We start from the raw sequence: 20,158 nt of genomic DNA on the forward strand, positions 1-20,158 counted from the left end.
GTCCGGCCTCCCCTTTGCTTGCCGCTCAAGGGATCAGATGCTCGGCCACTCGTCCGAGGCGCGGCGGGCGCGGCGGATCATGAGCCAGCCGGCGACGGCCGCGGCGAGGGCGAGCGCGGCCAGCGAGCCGTAGAGCATCGCGGAGCCGCCGGTCACCGGCAGCGCCCCGTCAGTGGCATCGTCCGAAGTGGCGGGATCGGTCGGGCCTTCGGAGCCGCTCGGACTCGGGTCCGGGCTGATGCTGGGGCTCGGCGACGGGTCCGGCGGCGTGCCGGTGTTGGTGACGGTGCAGCGGATGTCGTCGCCCACTTTCACCTTCACGACCTGCGTCGTGCCGTCGCCCGAGGGCAGGGACGGGTCGTCGGCGCCGTTGTTGGTGCACGTCCAGTCCTGGGTGTACGTGGCGAGGTCCGTGCTCCCCTCGGCGGTCTCCGCGAGCGTGTAGTCGTGGCCGCCGACGGCCGCGAGGACCGTCTGGGACTCGATGGTCCCGGAGTCGCCGCCCGCAGTGGAGCCCTCGCCGACGAGGTCGCCGTCCTCGTCCTCGATCGTCATGGCGAACGAGTCGGACTCCGCGGTCTTGTCGACCACGGCCTTGTCCATCCCGACCTTCGCGGTGAGGATGCCGAACGCGACGCCCTGCACGGCGTTCGCGGTGCGGTCGAGGAAGCCGATGGTCGCGGTGGTGGGGGCGACCGAGTAGAGGACGATCTCGTCGACCGCGAGCCCGCCCGCGGTGTTGCCCTTGCAGGTCACCGAGGTCGTGCCGATCCCCGAGAGCTCCTCCCCGCACGCGGGCTGGGCGCCGGGCATGGTCGCGCGGGTCAGCTCCTCGATGGGCTTGTCCGAGGAGAAGGTCAGGCCCTCGCCGCGGTTGGTGGTCTCGGCGTCGGCCATCACGATGCCGTAGCCGTCGACGGCCGTGCCGTCCGGGCCGGTGACGACGAGGTCGTCGATCGTAAGCGTGCCGAGGTCGCCGGAGGCACCCGATCCGCCGTCGACGCCCTGGTACAGCGCGGGCTTGCCCGGGGTGTCGCGGTAGACGGTGCTCCCGATCGGGGCCTTGTTGTAGGTGGGGAACGCCGTCTCGTTGAGTACGCGGAAACCGTTCGTGCCGGGCGCGACCCTGAAGGTGAACGTCATCGTGTAGTCGGGGGTCAGCTCGATCGACATGGGCTGCCCGTCCGCCTCCATCGCCAGGGCCTGGTCGAAGCCGCTCATGTCGATCCAGCAGATCGTGCCGGCGAACTCGCCGCCCGACCCGTACCCGCATCCGGTGGTCTGCGCCGACGCGGGCGTGCCCACGAGGGCGCCGGCGGCGACCACGGCCGCAGCCGTCGCCAGTCTGGCAAAAGTCTTCACTGTGTGCATGTCCCTGCGTGATCGCTGGAGAAACTGGAGATACCGACACGAGCGAGCTTGAAAGTCGCATTTGTCCGGTCGGTCCAGTCAGCATAAGGGACGGTGACGGCCGCGGCCGTCACCTCGACGCCGCGTCGCCGCCGCGCTCCCTGCGGGGGCGCGCCCTGCTCGATCAGGTCATTCGGGGTAGCGGATGCCCTCGGCGACGGCCTTGACCGCGTCGAAGCCCTTGCGCTCGAAGGGGTCACGCACCTCGACGGCGAGGCCCGGCTCGATGAGGCGGGCGATCTCGCGCTCGCTCGCGAAGCCGTCGTCGCCGAAGGCGCTCGGGGCCCAGTCGTCGCCGCGCTCGTGGTACTCGACGAGGAAGTCCTTGAGGGCCTGGGCGTCCTTGAGCCGCGGCGCGCGCATGACCTGCACCTGGAGGTCCACGCGCCACTTCCCGGGCTCGACCTCGGTCTCCCACACGCGCTGGGTGCAGTCGACGCCCTCCCACTCGGACACGAAATCCGAAGCGGTGCCGAGGTCTTCGGGCAGGTAGGTGAGGGCCAGGCCATCGAGGCGCGATTCGGTGCCGCTGATCGTCATGCCGCGATCGTACCCATTCGTCCGCCCGCGAAACCGCACTTGCCGGCGCGTCCGCGCCGCAGGCCTGAATGTCCACATCGGGATGATTTCGTAAGTTTGCAATGTCCTGTGGGTAAAAGATTGCCTTCGCCCCTTGCGCGGCGCTGACATCCCATGATTCGATGATTCACGAGTGAACATCGCATTCGCGTGCGGCGTTCCCCCCGTCCCCCTGAATCCGCCGGTCACTCCCCCACAGGAGCCTCCATGCATGCAGTCCAACGCGTCTCGAAGCGCGCCCTCGCCCTCGCGGCGGCCGCCTCGCTCGCCGTCCTCACCGTGATCGTGCTCGACGCCGCCCCCGCCGAGGCCGTGCGGCCCCCGGGCATCCCCTCGCTCGCCACCGCGCAATCCGAGCTCAACCAGCTCACCGTCGCGAACGAGTCCAACGGCGACTCCTACGACCGCGACCTCTTCCCGCACTGGTCCTCGGTCGGCGGCGGCTGCACCGCCCGCCAGTACGTGCTCAAGCGCGACGGGTCCAACGTCCAGACCGGCTCCGACTGCCAGCCCGACTCCGGCTCCTGGCAGTCCGACTTCGACAACGTCTGGACCTCCACGGTCTCCAACGCCACCGTCGACCACGTCGTCGCGCTCTCCGAGGCCTGGGCCTCCGGCGCGAGCCAGTGGAGCACCGCCGAGCGCCAGGCCTTCGCCAACGACATCAGCTCGCCGCAGCTGTGGATCGCCACGACCTCCATCAACTCGACCAAGGGCGACAAGGACCCGGCCGAGTGGATGCCGCCGAACACCTCGGTGCGCTGCGACTACGTCAAGGCCTGGACGCACGTGAAGTACCTGTACGACCTCACCGTGAACGCCGCCGAGAAGAGCGCGATCCAGTCGCACTTCAACACCTACTGCTAGACGCGCGAAACGGCGGCCCGCTCGGATGAGCGGGCCGCCGTCTGCGTCTTCGCTTAAGCGTTCACCAGTGAGATCAGTCCGACCAGGAGCGCGAGCCCGCAGGCCACCAGGCCCAGGATCAGGCCCGTCGTGGCCAGACCCCTGCCCGAGACACCGCCCCGCGCGTTCCGGATCTGGCGCTTCGCGTACACCGCGAGGGCGACCGAGCCGATGCCGAAGAGCGCTGCGGACATGAAGAACGTGAGGCCCGCCCACGGGCTGAAGACCGCGCCGATCAGGCCGGGGACCGCACCGCCTATCCCTGCGATCCCGGCCACCAGCGAACCGATGGCCGGACCCGACGGGATCGGCTTGAGCCGCGGAAAGAAGAGGGGGAAGCCGTCGACGAGGACAGGTGCGGGGACTGCCATCGGCTGCCAGACCGGCTGCATGGGATAGGGGTACGGGTAAGGGTGCTGGTACTGCGGCTGCGCGTAGCCGTAGACCGGTGGTGCGGGCGGCGCTGGGGGCGGCGGCTGCATGTGAGGTTGGTACGGATCCTGCGCGGTCACGCCACCAGACTAGCCGCCGCGAAGGGTTCTCGCGACCTCGGTGAAGTACTCGTCCACCTCCTTGGTGTCGTACCCGCGCATGGTCAGCTGGAAGCCGAGGTTCTTGAGGGAGTCGGGGTGCGGGGGCGCGCCGGCGTCGGTGGCTTGCCTGATGCGGGCCACGGCACGGTCGACTTGGGCTCGGTCGTATCCGCGGAAACGGACAGAGAAGAAGGGGTTCTCCATACGTCACAGTCTGCCAGGTCTGCACCACTGAGTGGGATCGCCCTGCCCTTGATGAATTTTCGACGGTCATAACAACTCGTAACGGCCACAAGTTAAGTGAGGAAACGTCGCACCCAATTCACTTGATGCCGGATTGTCCGCGAAAAGGGTGCGACCAGTGCCGTCGCCGCATCCGCGTCCGCCTTCGAGACCGCACCGGGCGCGAACGCCGCGGCGTTCACCAGCCGCGGCAGCGCCCCCACATCCGCCTCCAGCGCGCCGAGCCGCACCGCGGCCTCCTCCGCGTTCGCATGGGCGGGCACCTTCACGCCCGCCCGGCCGGCCTCCGCCAGCACCTCCGCCCAGGCCCCCGCGATGCGCTCCGCAGGCGTGCCCTTCCGGAGCCGGCGCCGCCGCCGCAGCGCCCGCCTCGCCTTGAGCGCCAACGGGACGCAGGCCAGCAGCAGCGCGGCCAACGCGTACCAGACCCAGCGCGGGATCCCCGCGTCCTCGCTCCCGGCCTCCTCGTTGAAGTCGCCGTCCTGCTCCAGCGCCTCGTCGTTGAAGTCCTCGGCCTCACCGCCGCCGCCCTCGGCCTCCTCCGGGCTCGGCGTCTCCTCCTCCATCTGCTCCAGCGTGTCCTCCGGCGGGATCGGGGCGACCCCCGCGGCCGGCATCGGGTCGAACCGGACCCACCCGGGCCCGTCGAACGCGATCTCAGGCCAGGCCTGGCCCTGCGCGGCCGTCACGGTGCTCGCACCCGACGGCACGTCGAAGCCGACGACCACCCGGCTCGGCAGGCCCACCAGGCGCGCGATCACGGCGTACGCGGAGGCGAAATGCTCCGAGGTGCCGCGCTGGCCGCCGGCGGTCACGGGGCTGCCGAGGAAGAACCCGAGGGCGGGCAGGTCGTGGCCCGACGGCGCCTCGGCGTCGAAGGAGTAGTGCTGGGAGAGGAAGTCCGCGAGCCCTTGGGCCCGTTCGTAAGGCGTTTCGTAGGTGGCGGTGATGTACTCGGCGATCTGGACCATGATCTCGGGGGTCCCGGGCGTGATGGCGACTGTCGTCGCGTCCGAGAGGTCCGGGCGGGCCGACTCGGCGCCTGCCGGGTCGTTGCCCACGAGCGCGGAGTCGACGTGGAAGCTCGTGCCGGTCGCGAGGCCGTCCGGGGTGAGCAGGCACTTCGTGTAGAGGTTCACGGCGATCGGCAGATCGGTGACGCCCGCGGGGTCGGCGGGGGCGGGCACGAGCTTGCCCCCGAGCTCGATGATCTCGACGTCCGCCGAGTAGGTGGCCTCGCCCGCGCCCGGCACCACGGTGCCCGCGGTGCGGAAGTCGCCGGTGGACTGCCAGGTGGTGCCGTCGTACTCGGTGAGCACGGCGAGGCGCATCCAGGCGTCGTCGCTCGTGTCCGCCTTGAACAGCTCCTGCTCGGGGAATTTCGCCCATTCGGCGATGCGCACGAGCGGGTTGAGGTCGATGTCCGTGAGCTGCGGCGGCTCCACGTACTCGCGCGGGTCGCCGGGGCTGGTCGTGACCAGCCGGGCCGCCGCCGGGCCGAGGACCGCGACCGCCGCGACCAGCACCGTGGTCGTGACGACCGCGCCCATGAGTGCGGGGGTGCGCGACGGCGTCTCGCCGTCCACAGTGGCGTCGCGGTCGGGCCGCCGCTCGGGCGGCGCGGCCGTCACCGCCAGCGCGACGGCGGCGAGCACGCAGTAGACGATGGCGTAGAGCGGCCCGGCGTCGGCGTTCGGGCCGACGAGGTAGAGGCCCGCGCCGTACAGGAGGGTCGGCGGCAGGCAGCCCAGGAGCGTGCGGCCGTAGCGGATCGCGAACTCGCACGAGAGGGTGGCGGCGAGCCAGGTCAGGAAGACGGGCACGACCACGGTGTCCGGCATGGGCTCGACGGGGATGAGCGCGGTGAGGGTGCGGGGCACGGCGTTGACGAGCGCGTCGACCGCGGTGGCGCCGAGCGGGTCGGTGCCGTCGCTGGTGAGGGCGATGGCGCCGAGGAGGTAGGCGGCCAGGCCGGTGGCTGAGGCGCCCGGTGCGAGGAACGAGGGCTTGTTGCGGAGGGCGAAGCCGATCGCGAACGCCGCGAACGCGGCCCCGGCGACCAGCAGCAGGAGCATCCGGCCGTGGTAGACGCGGGCCGCGACGGTGCCGGCGACCAGGCACATGAGGGTGAGGCAGGCGGCGACGGCGGCGATGCGCAGGCGGTAGCGGGCGCGGCGCTGCCGCCGCTGGTCCGGGTTCGCGCCGCTCACAGCCGGGTCCCGCCGTTGTTCCAGGCCGCGGCGAACTGCTCGCCGTCGGCGGCTCGGATGGTGGGCACGCCTCCGGCGAGCGAGGCGGAGGTGGGGAGTCCGGCCGCGAGGTGGACGGCGATCACGGTGGGGTAGGCGCGCTTGAGGGTCGCGAGGCGGTCCGTGGGGGGTTCGGTGCCGGTGATCCACACGAGCGTGTCGCCGTAGCGGGCGGCGGTGAGGCGGGAGACGTAGGCGCTCAGCGAGTCCTTCGCGTCCGGGTTGAGCTCGGCGAGGAGGTCGCCGTAGGAGTCGCGGCCGGCGCCGGAGACGACCGCGCCGGAGGCGGGCACGAGCGCGGCGTGGTACTCGGCGCGGAAGCAGGCGGTGAGGACCGAGTAGGCGGCTTCGCAGGCGGCCTCGAAGGGCGCGGCCCAGGGCTGCCCGGCGGGCGCGCCTGCGGCGGCCCAGGCTTCGGCGCGGTCGTCGATCGCGATCGCGACGGTGGGCAGCGAGGTGTCGAGGTGCTCCTTGACCATGAGCTTGCCGATGCGCGCGGAGGTGCGCCAGTGGACGTGCCGCAGCTCGTCGCCGATCACGTACTCGCGCAGGGCGTGGAACGTGAGCGATCCCTGCTCGACCTTGTCGGCGGTGCCTTCGAGGGAGCGGGCGAGGCCGTCGGGGGTGCGGGCGAGCTGGTGGAGGCGCGGGTGGATCCACAGGCGCGCGGTGGGGCCGAAGTTCCCGGCGGTCGCAGCGAGACCCAGGAGGTCGCGTTTGCCGATGCCCAGCGGCCCGGCGTCGACCACGCCGCGACGCTCGGCCTGGATCGCGTAGCTCGCTCCGGCGCTGCGGCCCGGACGCAGTCGCGCGAGGGGGACGGCGACGCGGCGGGTCTCGAGGCCCGGCCCTCCGTAGGCGTCGACGGCGCGGGCGTTCACGGCGCGCCAGCGGCCGGCGTTGCGCACGTTGAGCTGGACGGTGGCGGTGTGGCCCACCGAGATCCGGTCGGGGGTGACGGACCGCTCGACTTCGAGGCGCGGCCTCGCGGCGATCACCGAACCGGCGGCGACGCAGGCGAGCGCGGCGGCGGCGCCGAGCGTCGCGAACTCCGGGTAGCCCCAGATCCAGCCGGCGAGCAGCAGTCCGGCCGCGGCGAGGGCGAGGGCGACGCCGCGTCCGGTGACCGGGACGGCGAGCGCGAGGTTCTGCAGGCGCGACACGGACCCCGGACCGGCTGCGGCGCGGCGCCCGCCCCTACCACGGGACAAAATGGACTTGTCGGCCTCGCCCGGTCCGGCTCCGGCGGCCCGACCGGTCTCGCTCATGCCGCCGAGGCCGGCAGTGGCACGGGGACCTGGTCGAAGGCGTCCGCGACGATCTGGGCACCGGTGATGCCGCGCATCGCTGCGTCGGGGGCCGTCTGGATGCGGTGCGAGAACACCGGTCCGGCGAGGGCCTTCACGTCTTCGGGAATGATGTAGGTGCGGCCCTGCGAGAGCGCGAACACGCTCGCGGCCCTGGTCAGCGCGATGAGACCGCGCGGGCTGACGCCGACGGCCACCTGCGGGTGGTTCCGGGTCGCGTTCGCGAGCTGCACGAGGTACGCGTACAGCGGCTCGGCGATGTAGACGTTCTTGGCCATGTCCGCCATCTGCGCCACGGTCTCGGTGTCGACGACCGGGGCGAGGTGCTCGGGGCTGCGCTGGTGGGTGCCGCGCAGGACCTCGATCTCGGCGGCCTCCACGGGGTAGCCGACGGAGAGCTTCACGAGGAAGCGGTCGAGCTGGGCCTCGGGGAGGCGGTAGGTGCCGTCCATCTCGACGGGGTTCTGGGTGGCGACGACGAGGAACGGCTGCGGCACCTGGTGCGGGTTGCCGTCCACGGTCACGCGGCCCTCCTCCATGACCTCCAGGAGCGCGGACTGGGTCTTCGGGCTGGCCCGGTTGATCTCGTCGGCGATCACGATGTTCGCGAAGACCGGGCCGGGGTGGAACTCGAAGGCGCCGCTGGCCTGGTTGAAGATCGTCACGCCCGACACGTCGGAGGGCAGGAGGTCCGGCGTGAACTGGATGCGCCGCCACTGCCCGGAGACCGCGGCGGCGATCGTCCGGGCGAGCGTGGTCTTGCCGGTCCCGGGCACGTCCTCGAGCAGGATGTGCCCCTGGGAGAACATCGCCGTCAGCGCCAGCCGCACGACCTCCTGCTTGCCGAGGAGGACGGTGTCGACGGCCGCGGCGAGGGCTTCGAAGGTCGCCGCGAACTGCTCGGCATGCGCGGCGCCAAGCTGGACCGGCTGCTGCAGGCGCTTAGGCACTTGCAGCGGGTGGGTCTGCGAGGTGTCGTGCATTCGTTTCTCCTGCTAGCACTGGGGAAGATCCCCGGTGGAGTTCTTACCGACTCCGTCGATGTTGAACCACACGAATGGGATGTACGCGTTGGCAGCGTAGTCGATCTTGACCCACTTGTTCGAGGCGTCTTTGCCGGGGTGGTAGTCGACGGCCTGGCCGCCCTCGGTGCCGCGCGGGCTGATGGTCGTGTCGCCCGTGGTCCAGCAGTACGCCTTGTAGCTCGTCGGCGTGTTGGTGGTCCCGAGACTGCTGCCGGATTGGCTGGCCTGCGGGTAGACGCCGACACCGTTGACGGAGTCGCAGTAGTCGGTGTTGTAGCCCTCGTCGCACCGGAAGTAGACCTTGCCCGTGACGGTCGCAGTCGATGCCGTGTAGGTGCTCGATGTCGAGTTCCCGGCGGGGTTCGAGATCCGCACCTGCATCGAGTACTCGGTCGAGGCATTGAGGTTGGTGACGGCGTAAGTGCCGGGGCAGTCCGCGGAACTCTGAGGAACGCCGTCCATGAGCAGTTCGCAGGTCGCGTTCCCGCCCCCGTCGTCGAAGGTCAGATGCAGGTTGATCTGGGTGGCCGTGGAGTCGTGGCTCGAGATCTGGATCGTCGGCGCGCTCATGGTGTTCGAGGTGGTCTCCGCCGGCGCGGATTCGCCGGCCTCGTTGACCGCGACGACCGAGACGGGCACCGTGGCGCCGTTCTCGATGCCCGAGACGCGGGCGGTGGTGGTGTTCCCGGCGACCTCGACGGTCTGCGTCCCCGCCTTGACGATGTACTTGGTGATGTCGCGGCCGTTGTTGGACGGCTGCTGCCAGGTCACGTCGATCGATCCGGCAGCGTCGCTCGCGGTCTCCGCGAGGAGGTTGCTCGGCGCGTCGGGCACGTTGAACGGCGTCACGGTGTTCGACGGCGCCGAGGGCGACGAGGCCGCCGCACCGGCGAGGGTCGTCACCTGGAACACGTACTGGTTGCCGTAGTCCAGAGTCCCTGCGGGAACGGTGAACGTGGTCGAGTCGGACTGGCCGACCACGAGCTGCGTCCCGGAAGCGATGGCCTCGACCTGGTAGCCGGTGACATCGTTGCCCTGGCCGTTGGCCTCGTCCCACTTCACGGTGACGGTGCCGTCGTTGTTGGCCGTTGCCTCGACACTGCCGACCGGGTCGGGCACGTCGGCCGAAGGCGTGATCGACGGCGAGGTGGCCGATTCGCCCTGGCCCTCGGCGTTGTGCGCGGTCACGGTGAAGGTGTACGGCGTGCCGTTGGTGAGGTCGCCGATCTCCAGGACCCGCTGGTCCGGGGCGATCTCCCAGGTCTCGCCGGCGCCTTCGATCGTGTACTTGGTGAGCGCGGAGCCGTTGTTCGGCGCGGCGTCCCAAGAGAGGTTGATGAGGCCGTCGCCGACGGTGCCGCGCAGGTTGGTGACCGCGCCGGGCGGGCCGATCTGGGGAGCGGACTCCTCGTCGCCCTCCTCGTCGCCTTCGTCGCCCGCTTCTTCCTCGTCCTCGGGCGGGGCGTTGCCGCCGAGGATGTCGTCGCGGTCCTTCTCCGCCTGACGGGCGTTGCCGTCCGAGGAGACGACCACGGCGGCATTGGTGTTCACCGCGTTGGCGAAGAGCGTGTCGCCGGTGTGGTACATCTCGACCGGGCCGCCGCCCGCGTCGATCTCGATCCGGTCCAGCTCCTTGCCGTCCAGGTCGTAGACCCACACCAGGCCGGAGGTGCCGTCGGGGACGTAGATCCGCTGGTGGAACTCGACCGACGCGCCGAGCAGGTTCGACGGGGCGGCGTCGATGGCGAAGTGCTTCGACTCCTCATCGTTCACGGTGATGACCGACGGCGGGTCCGTCACGGTCACCGAGGCGATCGTGCCCGGGCTCGTATCGGCAGTCTCGGCCGGACCGGCCAGCTCGACGTCGGTGACCGACTTGCGCCCATCGGAGCGGATCGTCGTCATCTGCTTCGCGGTCGAGTTCAGCACGGCCACACCGTCGCCCAGGACGGTGAGCGCCAGTTCCTGGCGCGGCTCGGCCACGACCTCGGTCGCGATGGTCTTCGCGCCCTCGTCCTTCGGCTCGATCTGCACGATCGTGCCCTCGCGGGGGACGCCGACCCACAGCTTGCCCCCCCGGTCGAACGCGCCGCCGGTGAGACCGGCGGGGAACTGCAGCGGGTCGCCGATCGCCGTGAGCGTGCTCGGGTCGACCTGGTTCACCAGGCCCTGCGTCTGGTCGATGATGAACGCGCCCTCATCGGCGAGCGCCAGGCGCACGCCTTCGCCGGGGGCCGTCGCGGCCTCGCCGGTCAGTTCGAGGGTGGACAGGTCAATCGCCGAGACCTTGCCCGAGGCGATCTCGCGCAGCAGGAGGTGCGAGTCGGTCTGGACGATCTGCACCTCATTACCCGCCGCGTCGGTGAGGGGGAACCGCACGTCGGTGGCGGCGGTGAGGCCGTTGACCCGGGCGATCTCGCCGGCCGGGGTCGTCCACAGCCACAGGCTCTCGTCCTCCAGCTCGCTGTCGCGGCTGAACGCGCCCGTGCCCAGCAGGGTCGCGACCAGCGCGCCCACGAGCACCACCGGCAGGCCTATCGCGATGAGCAGGCCCTTGACGTTGAGGCGTCTGGCATCGACGTTGCGAGTGGTCATAAGGGGGAAATCCTCTGCGGGGTCAGCTATGCCGGTTGTGGGGCGCGAGCGCCAGAAGGGCCCCTGGTGCCGTGGGGGCGGCACGCGAATCCGAGCCTAATTCGTCAGCGCAACTAGGACTAGGCTGCCATTGTCACGAAAAGGTATCGGTCCGGGGTGGGCCGAAGTGGCATGAGCGGGTCAGGTTACCGACACGTACCGGCAGGTATGAAAGTGTCCTGATAACACAAAGGGGCGGTGCGTTGTGCGCACCGCCTCGGTCTTCCATCTGCCTGTTCTCGCTCGGCGACGCTGTGCACGCCGCCGATGTTCGTCTTCGCATCGGGTCTTCGCTAGGCGGCCTCGCCGAGCTCGAGGACGCCTGCGCGGCGGGCGCGGGCGACGCCCGCGAGCGCCAGGATCTCCTGGGCCACGTGCGCCTCGGCGAGTTCGCCGGGAGTGTAGACCGGAGCCTCCATGCCCGCCATGGCCTCGCGGATCGCCAGGTGCGACTGGGTGAGCTTGCCGGAGGCGGCGATCACCGGGAGGCCCAGGCTCCGCAGGTGCAGCGCGCCGTAGCGGGCACCGGCGGCGTCGGCCGCGGCGAGGACGACGCCGTCGACGAGTTCGCGCACGAGCGGGTGCTCGAGGAGCGCGGAGGTCTCGGCCTGGAGGATGCCGTCGGCGATCTCCATGACCACGGCGTCGACGTCGTGCGCGGCGGCGTGGTGGTAGAGCGTCTGGGCGAGGTCGGCGAGTTCGGGCACCGGGATGCCCGCGGTGGTCGGGTAGCCGCCGTCGGTGAAGTCGGCGGCGACGACCGCGCCGGAGTCGCGGAACATCCAGGGGTCGCCCCCGGCGCCGGTCCCGGTGATCTTGATGCCGGCGACGCGGCGGCCGCCGCGCGACAGGCCGCGGATCACGCTGGCGGCGGTGGTGGACTTGCCGGCGTTCATGGAGGTGCCGACGACGCACACCACGGGCGGGTGGTCGCCGAGGCCGAACGGCGCGAGGACGTTGTAGCGCCGCAGGTCGATCGGCACGCCTTCGCGGTCGGCGAGGATGCCGAGCGGCTCCAGGCGGGTCGGCGGGCGCATGTCGCCGTGGCGCGAGAGGACCTCGCCCGCGACGCCGCCGGCGGCGACGAGGTCCACGGAGCTGCCGAGGACCTCGGGCACGCGGGACTCGTACTGGTCAGGCGCGTAGCGCTCGCCGAAGGCCAGGAGGATCTCGTCCCCCGGGTAGATGGCGGCCTTGCGGCCGTTGCCGAGCTCGAGCCAGTTGTGGTGCCCGATCGCGTCGACCCGCGCGGCCAGGATGTGGCCGGGTCGGGGCGCGCATCCGTCGACCAGGGTCAGCCCGGGTGATGTCAGGTCGACATTCCGGACCGCGTAGGCGACTTTGAGCCGCGAAGCGAGCTCAGCGGAGAACTCACGAATGCGCATGCACACTCCAAAAAGGACAGAAAGGGTCAGCGGGATCTCCCGCTTGAATGGAAGTACACCGGTGGTGCAGAACGTGACCACGGTGGTTTAGCGCAACGATCGCTGCGCTGTTGATGGACGAATATTACGGCCTGTGGTCGGCCTTGTAAAGAGTGGATCAGGTAAAACTGCGGCGGGGGGGGGGGGGGAGCGCCCCGGCCCCGCCCCACGCCCAAGGAGACGAGGGGGCACCCCGGTCGGGGCGTGTTTTAGATCCCCCCCCCCCCCCCCCCCGCCCCCCCCGCCCCCCCCCCCCCCCCCCCCCCCCCCCCAATTCCAGCTTCTACCTGCGGGAACTCACAGTTCGCGGGCCCTCCCGGCGACGTCTCCGATGACGATGACGGACGGGTGGTGCGCTTCGGTGACACCGAGGTCGGCGAGCGCGCAATTGCGGACGGTCTGGTTCTTCGTGGTCGCGTTCTCGACGATGCGCACGGGGGTCTGCGGCGAGCGCCCGCCCTCGATGAGCGCGGCGGCGATCGCGGCGCGGTTCTTGACGGCCATGAGCAACACGACCGTGCCGTTCCCGGCGCCGAGCGCGGCCCAGTTGACCTTGCTCTGGGGGCCGGGCGGGACGTGGCCGGTGGCGACGGTGAAGTCGTGCACGACGCCCCGCTCGGTCACGGGGATGCCGGCGGCGGCCGGTCCGGCGATGGAGGAGGAGAGGCCGGGGACGACCTCGACGGGCACTCCGGCTTCGAGGCAGGCGTCGAGCTCTTCGGCGCCGCGGCCGAAGACGAACCCGTCGCCGCCCTTGAGGCGCACCACGAACTTGCCTTCGAGGGCGCGTTCGACCATGACGGCGTTGATCTGCTCCTGCGTGGTGTGCCGCCCGTACGGGAGCTTCGCGGCGTCGACGATCTCGACGTCCTCGCCGAGCATGTCGAGCAGCTCCTGCGGGGCGAGCCGGTCGGAGACGACCACTTCGGCCTGGCGCAGCAGCTCGAGGCCGCGGAGGGTGATGAGGTCGGCGTCGCCGGGTCCGGCCCCCACGAGGGCCACGCCCGCCGGGCGGGCGTGGCGGCTGCGGGGCGCGTCGATGTCGCCGGTGCGCAGGCCCGCGGCGATCGCGTCGCGGACCGAGGCGGCGCGGCGGGGGTCGCCGGAGGCGGAGACCGCCACGGAGATGCCGTCGAACTCGGTCTGCGCGAGCGTCCAGGCGTCGGAGGCCGCAGCGTCGTCGGCACGCACGCACCAGGTGCGGCGGGCCTCGGCCTCGGCGGCGACGGCCGCGTTGACCTCGGGCGAGTCGGTGGCGGCGAGCACGAACCAGGCGTCGTCGCCGTCGCCCGAGCGCCACTCGCGCGCCTCCCACTGGATCTCGCCGGCGGCGGCGTAGTCGGAGAGGGTGGTGGTCGCCTCGGGGGCGACCAGCAGGACGCGGGCGCCGGCGGCCAGGAGTCGCGGCACCCGGCGGCCGGCGATGGAACCGCCGCCGACGACGAGCACCGACTTGCCCTGCAACCGCAGCCCGATCTCATAGACCGACACGTGTGCCTCCTCCAGCACTCCCCGTTAAGACTCGACAAGCGTATGCGGGTTTCGTCGCGTTCATCTATCCGGCGGATTGCGAGCCTGTTACGCGAAACCCGCGAGGCGCGAAACGGCCAGTGTTATGCGAGCTCCCATTGCGTTCAGGGCCTTTGGGAAAGCAGTGCCAGTGCTCGTGAGTTTTTTCACCTTGGCCCCCTCCATGTGCCCTAGGCTGGATATATGCGTGATCGACCCCGCCAGCACCGTGTGCCCGGACTGTCCGCACATGGGAGCGACGAACCCGGACCATCCGCCGAAGGCGTGTACGCGCTGCTGCGCACGAGCCTGCTCGCCGGGCTCGCGATCGCGGCCCTGGTGTTCCCGCTCGCCGCGATGGCCGGCTTGAGCGCGAAAGCGGGGTTCGACTCGATCGACACGCTCTCCGTGGAGGTCACCGAGACCGACCCGCCGCTGACCTCGTACGTGTACGCGGCCGACGGCGAGACGCTCGTGAGCCTGTTCTACGACGAGTTCCGCCGCCACGTCGCGCTCGACGAGGTCGCGCCCGTCATGCAGCAGGCCATGGTCTCCGCCGAGGACTCCCGGTTCTACACGCACAACGGGGTCGACTACCGGGGCATCGTGCGCGCCATGGTCGCCAACAACTCCTCCGGCGGGGTCGAGCAGGGCGCCTCCACGATCACCATGCAGTACGTGCGTGGCGCGCTCCAGCTCAACGCCGAGACGATCGACGAGGTCATCGCCGCCACCGAGCAGACCGCCACCCGCAAGCTCACTGAGGCCCGCCTCGCGATGGCCGTCGAGGAGCAGCTCACGAAGGACCAGATCCTCGAGCGCTACCTCAACCAGGCGTACTTCGGGCACAACGCGTACGGGATCTTCGCCGCCGCGCAGGTGTACTTCTCCAAGCACCCGTCCGAGCTGAACCTGCAGGAGTCGGCGACGCTCGCCGGGCTCGTGCAGGCGCCCTCGGCGTACGACCCGATCACCTCGGACCAGACGCAGGCGCTCGGGCGCCGCAACTGGGTGCTCGACCGGATGGTCGACATCGACTACCTCTCGCGCGGCGACGCCTCCGAGGTGCGCGGCCTGCCGATCGAGCTGCAGGTCTCGGACCCGCCGAACTCGTGCATCGGCATCCAGGGCACGCCCACCGAGTTCGGGTTCTTCTGCGACTACTTCCGTCGCTGGTGGCGCGAGCAGGACGCCTTCGGGGCGACCCCGGCCGAGCGCGAGCGCGAGCTGCGCCAAGGCGGGTACACGATCATCACCACGCTCGACCCCGACATCCAGAAGATGGCGAACAAGCACGTCAACGACGCCCAGAGCGAGGATTCGAGGCTCGCGCACGGCGCGGTGGTGATGGAGCCGGGCACCGGCCGGATCAAGGCGATGGGCCTGAACCGGACCTTCTCGTACGACCAGAAGCACAACGGCCCGCACTCGAACCCGTCCTTCGACCGCAAGGGCAACTACCCGAACACGGTGAACCCGGTGCTCGGCGGCGGCGCCGAAGGCGGCTACCAGGCCGGATCGACGTTCAAGGTCTTCACGATGCTCGCGGCGCTCGACGCGGGCTACCCGCTGGACTACAACATCAGCTCCCCCAACCGGGTCGCCACGAGCTTCGTCTCGGCGACCACGGCGTGCGGCGGCAGATGGTGCCCGAAGAACGGCTCGGCCGCGATGGCCGGCAACCGCGACATGTGGTCCGGGTTCGGGATGTCGGTGAACACGTACTTCGCGCAGCTCATCGACCGGGTGGGCGCGGACAAGACCGTGGAGATGGCCGAGCGGATGGGCCTGCAGTGGCGCTCCGAAGGGGACGCGTACTACGCCTCCGAGGAGCGGCGCTCGGGCTGGGGGCCGTTCACGCTGGGCGTCTCCGACGTGCAGCCGATCGAGATGACGAACGTCTTCAACACGCTCGCCGCCGAGGGCCTCTACTGCGAGCCGATACCGGCGCTGCGGATCATCGATCCCGAGGGCCAGGAGCTCGACGCGGCCACGCCGCGCTGCCACCAGGAACTGGACGAGGACGTGGCGCGGGCCGCGACGGACGCCGCCCGGTGCGTCACCGAGACCCAGCGCAAGGGCGCGCAGTGCGGGCCCTGGGGCACCTCGAAGATCGTCGGCGCGCTGGCCGGGCGGCCCGTGGCCGGCAAGTCCGGTACGACTGACGGCGACCGGGCCTCGTGGTTCCTGGGCTACACGCCGCAGCTGACGGTGGGCGCGTTCATGGCCGACCCGGACTACATCTTCAACCCGGTGGGCAAGTCGAACACGACCAAGTCGAAGGAGACGGCGGGGAAGATCTTCAGGGACGCGTTGAAGGGCGTGGAGGAGGTCAAGTTCAAACCCCCGTCGCGCGACATCATGTACGGGGATTGACCGCCTCGGACGTGGCAGCGGCCTCCGGCTCCTCGCCGGGGGCCGCTTCGCCGTTCTCGGCCGCGCCTTCGTCGTCCATGTCGCGGCGCTCGCGGCGCGCGAGGACGACCCACCCTACGGGGACCATGGCCGCGAACAGCGCCCACTGGACCGCGTACGAGTAGTTCTGCCAGTCCTTGAACGAGGGCGTCTCCAGGGCGGTGAAGCCCTCGGCCGGCTCGATGTCGGCGATCCACGCGGAGCGCAGTTCGTAGTCGAGGTGCGGGCCGAGCATGTCGATGCTCAGGCGGCGCGATTCGAGGTGGCCGTCGGCCTCGCTGACAGCGCCGCTGGACTCCTCGTACTCGTAGACGCGGCCGGTGACAGTGACCTCGCCGGCCGGCGCCGCCGGGTAGTCGGGCACGCTGCCGGTGTTCTCGGAGGCGACGAAGCCGCGGTCGACGAGGATGGCGGTGCCGTCCGCCAGGACGAGCGGCGTGACGATCTCGAAGCCGTTGAGGCTGTTGTTCGTCTGGGCGCGCAGCACGATCTCGTTCTCGGTGTCGTAGACGCCGGTGGCCTCCACGAGGGTCCAGCGCACGTCGTCGTCCAGGCCCTCCCCGGGGGGCAGGGTCGCGTCGAGCGGCGCGGCCTCGCGGCTGTGCTCGATGACGTCGTTCGCGGCCGCGCGCTCGACCGCCCGGCCCCACTGCCACTGGGAGAGCAGCACGCACACGACCATCACGACCAGGCCCGCCAGCGTCAGCAGGAGCCAGCGAGGTGCGAGGACGAATCGGTACCGCTGCATCACGCCGCAAAGTTTAGGGGGTGGGCGAGGCCCCCTGACGGCCGCTATCCGGCCCGTTGGCCCGCTCACTGCGTTGTCGGGCCTCCGCATACAACACCGGTATGCGGAGGCCCTTCCGCGGTCTCGGCGAAGCTTGCGAGCCGTCAATCGACGATGCGAGCGAACCAACGGACTCGGATACCGGCTCGCCCAGGGGCCTCGCCCACCCCCTAGACCCGCTCTACACTTGCGCCTCATGAGCGATGTAGTGAATGCGGTGCGCGCCGCCATGCCCGCGGTGCGCGCCGATCTGGAGGCCCTCGTCAAGATCCCGGCGATCGCCTTCGAAGGACTCGACCACGAGCCGGTCCGCCAGGGCGCGAACGCCGTCCAGCGCCTCCTCGAGGAGGCCGGCGCGGCCGAGGCGCGCCAGCTCTCCCACGGCGGCGGGCAGCCGAGCGTGTACGCGCACTTCCCCGCGCCCGCGGGCCAGCCGACGGTGCTGCTGTACGCCCACCAGGACGTGCAGCCGGTCGGCGACCTCGCGAAGTGGGAGCAGCCCGACCCGTTCACCGTGGTCGAGAAGGACGGGCGGCTGTACGGCCGCGGCGTCGCCGACGACAAGGCCGGGGTGATGGCGCACGTCGCCGCGCTGCGCGCCTACGGCGGGAAGCCGCCGGTGGGCGTGAAGCTCCTCATCGAGGGCGAGGAGGAGTTCGGCTCCCCCACGCTCGAGGGGCTGCTGCGCGAGCACCAGGACCTCTTGGCCGCCGACGTGGTGGTCATCGCCGACTCGCAGAACTGGCGCACGGAGGTCCCGGCCCTGACGACCACGCTGCGCGGGGTCATCAACGTGTACGTGGAGGTCGCGGTCCTCAAGGGCGCGGTGCACTCGGGGCTGTTCGGCGGGCCGGTGCCCGACGCGCTGACCGCGCTCGCGCGGCTCGTCGCGACCCTGCACGACGACGCCGGCGACGTGGCCGTCGCGGGCCTGGTCTCGGGTCGCAGCTCGGACCTCGACTACGACGAGGCGGCGCTGCGGCACGAGGCGGGGATGCTCCCGGGCGCCGAGTTCATCGGCACCGGGCGGCTGACCGAGCGGCTGTGGTCGAAGCCGACCGCGACGGTGCTGGGCATCGACGCGCCGGGCGCCGCGGAGTCGGCGAACGCGCTGCAGCCGCGGGCGCGCGCGAAGGTCTCGTTCCGGCTCGCCGCGGGCGACTCGGCCGCGAACGCGCTCAAGGCCGTCGAGGAGCACCTGCTGGCGAACGCGCCGTGGGGCGCGGAGGTCACGGTGACTCCTGAAGGCGGCCTTGGCGACCCGTGCGCGATCGACGCGACCGGGCCGTCCTACGACGCCGCGCGCGCCGCGTTCGCGGAGGCCTGGGACGGCACCGAGCCCGTGGAGATCGGCGTCGGCGGCTCGATCCCGATGATCGCGACCTTCCAGGAGCTGTTCCCGGAGGCCGCGATCCTGGTCACGGGTGTCGAGGACCAGTACTCGAACCCGCACGGCCCCAACGAGTCGCTCGACATCGCGATGTTCGAGCGGGTCTGCGTGGCCGAGGCGCTCCTGCTGGAGAAGCTCAAGCGGTAGCGACAGTGCGGAACGGGGCTCGGACAACCGTCCGGGCCCCGTTTCCTATAGGATCTATCCTATAGGATTACCGTTCGCGGACCTTGCGCAGCACCTTCGCGAGCGGGTCCTCCGAGGTCTGGAAGACCTGGCGGTAGGAGTTCGCGGCGGCCTTGGCCTCGGCGGCGATCGACGCGTCCTTGTCGTCCTCGCGCTTCGGGTAGTCGCCCGCGAGGTACTCGCGGTACTCGCCGTCGTCGATCCAGGACTTGACCGCGGCCGCGCGGGCCACGGCGAAGTCGTGGCTGCGCTGCTCGAGCAGCATGAGCTTGAGGAAGCTGTCGCGCAGGTCCCCGCCCGTCTCGAACTCCTTGGCCTGCTCCAGGAACGCCGCAGTGTCCACATCGTGCAGATCGCCGCCCCCGGCGAGCTTCGCCATGACGCGGATGGCCGCGGCCGGGTCCTGCACCGCCAGCGCCCCGGCCCGGTCGGCTGAGAGCTCGGCCTTGCGGCTCCATTCGTAGAGCGCGGCGGTGATGACCCGCAGGCCCACCACGCCGACGGGGATCCAGGCGACCGAGGTGGTCAGCCGCACCAGCACCATCAGCAGGGTCCGGTACAGCCCGTGCCCGGAGAGGGCGTGCCCCAGCTCGTGTGCGAGCAGGAACTTCAGTTCGGCGTCGTCGAGCAGTTCGACCGAGCCGGAGTTGATCACGATCACCGGCTTGTCGATGCCGATGCACATCCCGCCCAGGTCGGGGTCGCGGGTGATGTACAGCTCCGGCAGTTCCACGGCGTCGAGCACGGCGCCGACCTGCTGGTAGGCCTCGTACACGCGCGCGTACTGGTGGCGGTCGACGCGGATCGAGGAGCCCATGAGGCTCAGCCGCAGGGCCCGCTCGGAGAGCATCCCGGAGACCTTGCGGAGGACGACGTCGAAGCCGCGCAGCTCCCGCAGTGCGACGAGCGCGCCCCGGTCGGCGGGGTGCTCCCAGGCCCGGGTCGATATGCCGCGCAGGAGGACCGGCCCGCGAGCCGGGTCCCTGATCTCGACCGGACCGCCTTCGGCCGGTGTCTGGTCGTCGCTCATGCTCGCCCCTCACGGTTGGCTCTGGTGCAAGTGTGGCACGGCGGTGCCAGCGGCGGCGGCCGCGCGCGAACGGCAGGGCCCCAGGCCGATCCGCACTCCGGGCCTGGACCGGCGCCGGCCGGTGCCGGATTGCGCCCGGGGAGTCCGCAAGGGGCCCAAGTGGTCGGGACGCATAGCGGGCATTGCCGCCCACAAGGGGGCGAGATAACGAATCGGCGTCAACACGCCGTGCGGCGCTTGACACTCCGGCCCGCAGGGACTACTCATTGATGTGGGTCAGCAATTCCGGGGCGTCGTGGAGAATCGTTTGGGGTGTTCTTGCGACGCCCCGTATCCATGCCCTCTTCTGGACTCCCCGGTCCCCTCGCGAGCCGGTGCCCAGGTATTCTTGCGCTGGCGCGGCGCCCTGTGCGGCCCCGCCAGGCGCCCGTAGCTCAGCTGGATAGAGCACTGGACTTCTAATCCAATGGTCGCAGGTTCGAATCCTGCCGGGCGCGCCAAACCGGCAGGCAGACGACCCGCTAAATCAGC

General features: G+C 70.9%; 15 protein-coding genes and 1 tRNA gene. 4 read left to right on the plus strand and 12 right to left on the minus strand.

Going from position 1 to position 20,158, the window contains the following annotated elements; translation table 11 throughout:
* Positions 1-33 precede the first annotated feature (33 nt).
* Both O2L52_RS09275 and O2L52_RS09280 read right to left on the minus strand, forming a co-directional pair.
* Positions 34-1,362, minus strand: coding sequence for a CshA/CshB family fibrillar adhesin-related protein (locus O2L52_RS09275; RefSeq protein WP_270115089.1), 1,329 nt, complete (start codon positions 1,360-1,362; stop codon positions 34-36).
* Positions 1,363-1,539: 177 nt separating this feature from the next.
* On the minus strand, positions 1,540-1,950 hold the full coding sequence (locus O2L52_RS09280; RefSeq protein WP_270115090.1) for a hypothetical protein: 411 nt from the start codon (positions 1,948-1,950) through the stop codon (positions 1,540-1,542).
* A 246-nt stretch (positions 1,951-2,196) separates the two neighbouring features.
* Between O2L52_RS09280 and O2L52_RS09285 the strand changes: the two genes are divergently transcribed.
* The gene (locus O2L52_RS09285) at positions 2,197-2,856 is read left to right on the plus strand and encodes an HNH endonuclease family protein (protein WP_270115091.1); all 660 of its coding nucleotides are present in this window, start codon (positions 2,197-2,199) and stop codon (positions 2,854-2,856) included.
* Positions 2,857-2,909: 53 nt separating this feature from the next.
* Here O2L52_RS09285 and O2L52_RS09290 read toward each other — a convergent pair whose 3' ends face one another.
* From O2L52_RS09290 to cobA, 8 genes are all read right to left on the minus strand, one after another.
* Positions 2,910-3,407, minus strand: a complete 498-nt coding sequence (locus O2L52_RS09290) for a hypothetical protein (RefSeq protein WP_270115092.1) — start codon at positions 3,405-3,407, stop codon at positions 2,910-2,912.
* 9 nt (positions 3,408-3,416) lie between these two features.
* The gene (locus O2L52_RS09295; RefSeq protein WP_270115093.1) at positions 3,417-3,632 is read right to left on the minus strand and encodes a DivIVA domain-containing protein; all 216 of its coding nucleotides are present in this window, start codon (positions 3,630-3,632) and stop codon (positions 3,417-3,419) included.
* 92 nt (positions 3,633-3,724) lie between these two features.
* Entirely contained in the window at positions 3,725-5,881 is a 2,157-nt protein-coding gene (locus O2L52_RS09300; protein WP_270115094.1) for a transglutaminase TgpA family protein, read from the minus strand.
* Entirely contained in the window at positions 5,878-7,188 is a 1,311-nt protein-coding gene (locus tag O2L52_RS09305) for a DUF58 domain-containing protein (RefSeq protein ID WP_270115095.1), read from the minus strand. The genes O2L52_RS09300 and O2L52_RS09305 overlap by 4 nt, the downstream gene beginning before the upstream one ends.
* On the minus strand, positions 7,185-8,210 hold the full coding sequence (locus tag O2L52_RS09310; RefSeq protein ID WP_270115096.1) for an AAA family ATPase: 1,026 nt from the start codon (positions 8,208-8,210) through the stop codon (positions 7,185-7,187). Before O2L52_RS09310 ends, O2L52_RS09305 begins: the two co-directional genes overlap by 4 nt.
* A 12-nt stretch (positions 8,211-8,222) precedes the next feature.
* Positions 8,223-10,847, minus strand: coding sequence for a fibronectin type III domain-containing protein (locus O2L52_RS09315; RefSeq protein ID WP_270115097.1), 2,625 nt, complete (start codon positions 10,845-10,847; stop codon positions 8,223-8,225).
* Positions 10,848-11,179: 332 nt separating this feature from the next.
* On the minus strand, positions 11,180-12,271 hold the full coding sequence (locus tag O2L52_RS09320; RefSeq protein WP_270115098.1) for a P-loop NTPase family protein: 1,092 nt from the start codon (positions 12,269-12,271) through the stop codon (positions 11,180-11,182).
* A 336-nt stretch (positions 12,272-12,607) separates the two neighbouring features.
* Positions 12,608-13,801 carry a uroporphyrinogen-III C-methyltransferase gene (cobA, locus tag O2L52_RS09325; protein ID WP_270115099.1) on the minus strand — a complete coding sequence of 398 codons (1,194 nt, stop codon included), beginning with the start codon at positions 13,799-13,801 and terminating at the stop codon, positions 12,608-12,610.
* A 222-nt stretch (positions 13,802-14,023) separates the two neighbouring features.
* Here cobA and O2L52_RS09330 point away from each other — a divergent pair, with 222 nt between their 5' ends.
* Positions 14,024-16,195, plus strand: a complete 2,172-nt coding sequence (locus O2L52_RS09330) for a transglycosylase domain-containing protein (protein WP_270115100.1) — start codon at positions 14,024-14,026, stop codon at positions 16,193-16,195.
* Here the strand turns inward: O2L52_RS09330 and O2L52_RS09335 are convergent.
* On the minus strand, positions 16,179-16,982 hold the full coding sequence (locus O2L52_RS09335; RefSeq protein ID WP_270115395.1) for an SURF1 family cytochrome oxidase biogenesis protein: 804 nt from the start codon (positions 16,980-16,982) through the stop codon (positions 16,179-16,181). The genes O2L52_RS09330 and O2L52_RS09335 overlap by 17 nt on opposite strands.
* A gap of 235 nt (positions 16,983-17,217) precedes the next feature.
* On the opposite strand from O2L52_RS09335, the gene O2L52_RS09340 reads away from it, so the two are divergent.
* Positions 17,218-18,558: a dipeptidase gene (locus O2L52_RS09340; protein ID WP_270115101.1), complete on the plus strand. Its 1,341-nt coding sequence runs from the start codon at positions 17,218-17,220 to the stop codon at positions 18,556-18,558.
* A gap of 67 nt (positions 18,559-18,625) precedes the next feature.
* Here the strand turns inward: O2L52_RS09340 and O2L52_RS09345 are convergent, their stop codons facing one another.
* Entirely contained in the window at positions 18,626-19,627 is a 1,002-nt protein-coding gene (locus O2L52_RS09345; protein WP_270115102.1) for a M48 family metallopeptidase, read from the minus strand.
* Positions 19,628-20,050: 423 nt separating this feature from the next.
* On the opposite strand from O2L52_RS09345, the gene O2L52_RS09350 reads away from it, so the two are divergent.
* A tRNA-Arg gene (locus O2L52_RS09350) sits at positions 20,051-20,127 on the plus strand.
* The last annotated feature ends 31 nt before the right edge of the window (positions 20,128-20,158 follow it).

The sequence above is a fragment of the Glycomyces algeriensis genome, assembly GCF_027622855.1.
Classification (GTDB): domain Bacteria; phylum Actinomycetota; class Actinomycetes; order Mycobacteriales; family Micromonosporaceae; genus Glycomyces; species Glycomyces algeriensis.